The organism is Novosphingobium album (ex Liu et al. 2023) (genome assembly GCF_029076845.1).
Lineage (GTDB): Bacteria > Pseudomonadota > Alphaproteobacteria > Sphingomonadales > Sphingomonadaceae > Novosphingobium.
In genome coordinates this window covers 1-5,150 of sequence record NZ_JARESE010000081.1, presented here as the reverse complement: position 1 = coordinate 5,150, position 5,150 = coordinate 1, and the positions used below count along the sequence as shown (strand labels likewise).

4 protein-coding genes and 1 pseudogene are annotated in these 5,150 nt (G+C 64.4%); all 5 read right to left on the bottom strand.

Features of this window, described 5'->3' with window-relative positions; translation table 11 throughout:
- Nucleotides 1-61: 61 nt before the first annotated feature.
- Nucleotides 62-855 (bottom strand): annotated as a pseudogene (locus PYV00_RS21925) (IS3 family transposase); the annotation flags it as partial.
- 196 nt (nt 856-1,051) lie between these two features.
- Nucleotides 1,052-2,032, bottom strand: a complete 981-nt coding sequence (locus PYV00_RS21920) for an aldo/keto reductase (RefSeq protein ID WP_145075536.1) — start codon at nt 2,030-2,032, stop codon at nt 1,052-1,054.
- A gap of 32 nt (nt 2,033-2,064) precedes the next feature.
- Entirely contained in the window at nt 2,065-2,916 is an 852-nt protein-coding gene (locus PYV00_RS21915) for an alpha/beta fold hydrolase (RefSeq protein WP_145075539.1), read from the bottom strand.
- A gap of 28 nt (nt 2,917-2,944) precedes the next feature.
- Nucleotides 2,945-3,946, bottom strand: a complete 1,002-nt coding sequence (locus PYV00_RS21910; protein WP_145075541.1) for an NADP-dependent oxidoreductase — start codon at nt 3,944-3,946, stop codon at nt 2,945-2,947.
- A 17-nt stretch (nt 3,947-3,963) separates the two neighbouring features.
- On the bottom strand, nt 3,964-5,058 hold the full coding sequence (locus PYV00_RS21905; protein WP_145075544.1) for an alkene reductase: 1,095 nt from the start codon (nt 5,056-5,058) through the stop codon (nt 3,964-3,966).
- Between the last annotated feature and the right edge of the window lie 92 nt (nt 5,059-5,150).

Genomic DNA, 5,150 nt, shown 5'->3' with positions numbered 1-5,150 from the left:
ACCACGTCCAACATCCAGGGAATTTTCAAAGCCCATCTTCGCGGAGAATTACACGCCCGCTGACACCTGGCTTGCCGCGCTCGGCGATGAGGTCGGTTAGCTCGCGCACGACCCTGCGCCCCGATATTGACGTGTCCGGCACCGCTCGCAGGCACTCGCGGGTCACATCATCGACGATGTTGAGCACCCGGAACCGGCGCCCCGACGCCATCTGATCATGGACGAAGTCCAGGCTCCACCGCTGGTTGGGGAGCGCCAGCACAGGTGCCGGAGCCCGTGCACCAATGGCACGGCGCCGGTTCCGCCGGCGTCGGACCGCCAGCTTCTCCTCGCTATAGAGCCGCTGCGTCTTCTTGCGGTTGATCACCACGCCTTCCCGCCGCAGCAGGATGTGCAGCCTTCGATAGCCGAACCGCCGGCGCTGCTGCGCAAGCTCGCGCAGCTTCGACCGAAGATCGGCATCATCATCCCGCTGCGATCGGTAGCGCATGCTCTTCCGATCAGCGCCGATAAAACGACACGCCCGCCGCTCGCTCATCCCCAGGACCGCCTGGAGACGAGCGACCGCCTCTCGCTTCGCAGCGGGCGTCACCAATTTTTTGCGAGAAGATCCTTCAGGCCGGCGTTGTCGAGCATCGTCTCGGCCAGCAGCCGCTTCAGCTTGGCGTTCTCATCCTCGAGCGCTCGCAGACGCTTCGCCTCCGAGACTTCCAGGCCGCCGTACTTGGCCTTCCAGTTGTAGATCGTCGCTTCGGATACGCCGTGGCGCCGGGCCAGCTCGCCCGTCTTGGCACCGGCCTCCGCCTCCTTCAGCACGCCAATGGTCTGCTCTTCCGTGAACCTCAATCGCTTCATCGTCCGTCCTTCCATCAGGCCGGACTCTAATCATGCGTGGAGGAAAAGCAGGGGGGCACGTCAGCGGCACGCCTTTCAGCGTTCGGTTATGGACATCGAACGCAGTGCGGACCTGATGGGCAAGGACGATGTCGGGCGGGCTCGATTTCAAATCTCATGTGAAGATGCGTTCTGCGACATGGGGTGCTCCATTGCATCAGGCAACGGTCCTAATAGTTGCGCGGGGTGGCGTAGCCACCGGCGCACTGGCCGCATCGAGGCGGGCGATCTGCTCTGCCGAGAGGCGTAGAGTCGCTGCGCCCAGATTGCTGTCGAGTTGGGCGAGCGAGCGCGGTCCGATGATTGGCACCGCGCCGTGCGTTGCAGCCCAGGCGATGGCGACGCGATCGGCACTCGAGCCAATTTCTTCTGCCACCTCTAGCACGGCATCGACGGTGCTCGTCCGGAGCGCAGTGTTCTCCGCTTGGAAGACGCGGCCGCCGAGCCCTTCGGCGCGCCCGGTTTCACCCTTGCGATATTTGCCAGTCAGCACGCCACCGCCGAGCGGCGACCAGGTGACAACGCCGATCCCCAACGCTTCGCAGGCCGGGAACAAGTCGTCTTCGGGCGCGCGATGGACGAGGCTATGCTCGAACTGTGCAGCGGCGATCGGCACCGCGCGCGTGAGTTCGGTGAGGGTCGCCGCGCGCGCGAGCCGCCAGGCCGGGAAGTTGGAGAGGCCAGCGTAGAGGATCTTGCCGGCGCGGGCGAGATCGTCGAGACCGCGCACGATCTCTTCGATCGGCGTCAGGCCATCGGGATGATGCACCCAGTAGAGGTCGATCCGATCGGTCTTCAGCCGTTTCAGGCTCGCCTCGACCGAGGCGACCATGGCCTTGCGGCTGTTGCCCGTCACCAGCCGGTTGGCATCCGGCGCAGCACCATTGGTGAATTTGGTGGCGAGCACGAAATCCTCGCGCCGTCCTTGCAGCGCCGTGCCGAGAATCTCTTCGGACTGGCCGAACTGGTAGACATCGGCCGAGTCGATGAAATTCCCGCCTGCCTCGGCATAGGCGTCCAGAATGGCGGTGGCGGTTTCAGGATCGGCGCCATAGCCCCAGCCGGTGCCGAAATTGCCGGTGCCCAGCGCCAGTCTGGAAAGCTGAAGGCCGGTACGGCCGAACGTTGTATAGTCCATAGCGTATATCCTAATCGGTGCGGGCTGGCGTGTCAGGCGGCCAGGAAGGCCTTGGCCTTCGTCAGGAAGGCGTCGTGATACTGGAAGATGCCGCCATGCCCGGCGTCGGGGTAAAGGACGAGTTCGGCGCCCGGGATACGGTGCGCCATGTCGGTCGAGTTGTCGCTCGGCACCATGATGTCATGGTCGCCATTCGCTACGAGCACGGGCGTTCGGATGGTGTCCAGCGGCTGTTGCGCCTGCTGGCCCCATGCCTTTATGGCTTTGAGCTGGCGCAGGAACGCGCCGGGCGAGACCGCCTTGTCGCGATCGCGGGTCCGCTCCTTGAGCCGCACGAGAAACGCCCGGGCCGCACGCCTGCTGCTGGCGCTGGAGGTGAAGAAGAGATAGGTCTTGGGATCGCGGAAAGTCAGCAGCCCTTTGACGATGAGAGGCCACGAGACCGCCCCAACCCGATCAATGCCGATTCCGCCCGCAGGACCCGTGCCAGCGAGGATGGCGCGGCGGACGAGATCGGGCGCGTCGAACAGGATCTGCTGCGCGACGAAGCCGCCGAGCGAAAAGCCGATCAGGTCGATCGATGTCAGCCCTAGCGCCCGGATCGCGGCGATCATGTCGTCCGCCATTTCGGCGATGCTGAGCGGTGCTATACCGCCGGACGTGCCGATACCGCGATAGTCGAGCGCATAGACCGGGCGGTCGGCTGCCAGACCCTCGACGATCCAGGGGTCGAAATTATCGAGGTTCGCGCCCCAATGGTTGAGCAGCACGACCGGCACGCCGGTATCAGGCCCAATGCGGCGATAGGCGAAGCGCGTGCCGGTAGCCTCGACGTGGCGGGTGGGGACTGTCTTCCAGTCGGCGCTGCGGAAGTGGGTGGCCATGTTGGAATCCTTGTTTGTGGATATCGCGTCATTTCAGGGTGACGACGACCTTCCCCTTGGCGCGCCCAGTGTCGATGTAGGCAAAGGCGTCGTTCAGTTTCTCGAACGGGAATGTACGATCCACGACCGGACGGATAATGCCGTTCTCGATCAGCTTCGTGATCCCGCCAAGTTGCTCACCATCGGCGCGCATGAAGAGGAAGGAATAATCGACACCCGCGCGCTTCGCCTTGCGGCGGATGCCCGCGCTCATCAGGCGCAGCACGAGCCGAAGCACCGCGTTCAGCCCTTGCGCGCGCGCGAAGGCAGGATCGGGCGGGCCGGAAATGGAGATCAGCTTGCCGCCGGGCTTCAGGACCTTGAGCGATTTTTCCAGCGTTGCGGCGTCGAGGCTGTTTAGGACGACGTCGTAGCCCGACAGTTCCTCCTCGAACTTCTGGCTGCGATAATCGATGACGATATCGGCCCCCAAGTCCTTCAGCATCGGGGCGTTGGCGGCGCTGGCCGTCGTCGCAACGGTTGCGCCAAGATGTTTGGCGAGCTGGATGGCGAAGGTGCCGACACCGCCCGATCCGGCATGGATCAGCACCTTCTGCCCCGGCTTGATCTGTGCCCGCTCGATCAGCACTTGCCAGGCCGTCAACCCCACCAGCGGAATCGATGTGGCTTCCACCATCGACAGACTGGCGGGCTTGAGCGCCAGATCGCCCTCCTTGACGGCGATCCGTTCGGCAAAAGTGCCGATCTGCCCGTCGCGCGGACGCGCATACACCGCGTCGCCCGGCTTGAAGCGCCGCACATCAGCACCGACCCTGACGACGGTGCCAGCCAGATCATGGCCGAGGACAAGCGGCGTCTTGTAGGGCAGGATCGGCTTGAACGCGCCGTCCCGGATCTTGGAGTCGAGCAGGTTCAGCCCCGCAGCCTCCACCTCGACCACTACGTCGTCGGGGCCGGGCGTCGGTTCCGGCATGTCGCCGGGACGCAGCGCCTGTTGCTTGCCGTAGCGGTCGAGGATGAAGGCCTTCATGGTTCTGCTACTCCGGATCAGGCGTCAGCGGTGATGACGGCGACAGGATAATCGGTATAGCCCTGCGCGCCGCCGCCATAGATCGTGGCCGGGTTCATCTGGGCGAGCGGCGCGCCGCTTCTCAGCCGTTCGACCAGATCGGGATTGGCGATGAAGTCGTGGCCGAAAGCGATCAGGTCCGCCTTGCCCTCGCCGAGGCGGGATTTGGCCAGTTCAAGGGTATAGCCGTTGTTGGCGATATACGTGTTGCGGAACGCCTTGCGCAGCGCATCGAAATCGAACGGCGCCACATCGCGCGGCCCGCCGGTTGCCCCCTCGACGACGTGGATATAGGCGATACCGAGCGCGTCGAGTGCTTCCACCACATGGTTGAACTGCGGCTGCTCGTCGCTCGACGGCACCGTGCCATTTGCGGGTGACACGGGCGAGAGACGGACACCCGTGCGCTGCGCGCCGATTTCATCCGCCACAGCGGCGGTTACTTCGATCAGCAGGCGGGCGCGGTTTTCAATCGAACCGCCATAGGCGTCGGAGCGGACGTTGCTGGCTTCCCGCAGGAACTGGTCGAGCAGATAGCCGTTCGCCCCATGCACTTCGACCCCGTCGAACCCGGCCTCGATCGCGTTGGCAGCGGCCTTGCGGAAATCCTCGACGATGCCGGGGAGTTCGTCCAGTTCGAGCGCGCGCGGCTGCGACGCCTCAACAAAGCCGTTGTTCACAAAAACCTTCGTTTCTGCACGGATCGCCGATGGCGCAACCGGCGCTTCGCCGTCATGAAAATCGATATGGCTGACGCGGCCGACATGCCAGAGCTGGACGAAGATGCGGCCGCCCCTGGCATGCACCGCGTCGGTCACTGTGCGCCAGCCCGCGATCTGCTCGGGCGTGTAGAGGCCGGGTGTGTCCTGATAGCCCTGGGCCTGCTGAGAGACCTGAGTCGCCTCGGTAATGAGGAGCCCGGCGCTCGCGCGCTGGGCATAATAGTCCGCCGCAAACGCGCTGGGCACGAGGCCAACTCCGGCGCGGTTGCGCGTCAGCGGCGCCATGACGATGCGGTTCGTCAGCGTGAGGCCGCCGAGGTCGTAGGAATTGAACAGGTCCGTCTGGGTCATTGTCTCGATCTTTCGTTGTGATGATAGGTGTAGCGCGACGATTACGGAGTCCGGTCGGCGTCAATTTTGATGGCCGATAGGTGGCCGCGCCG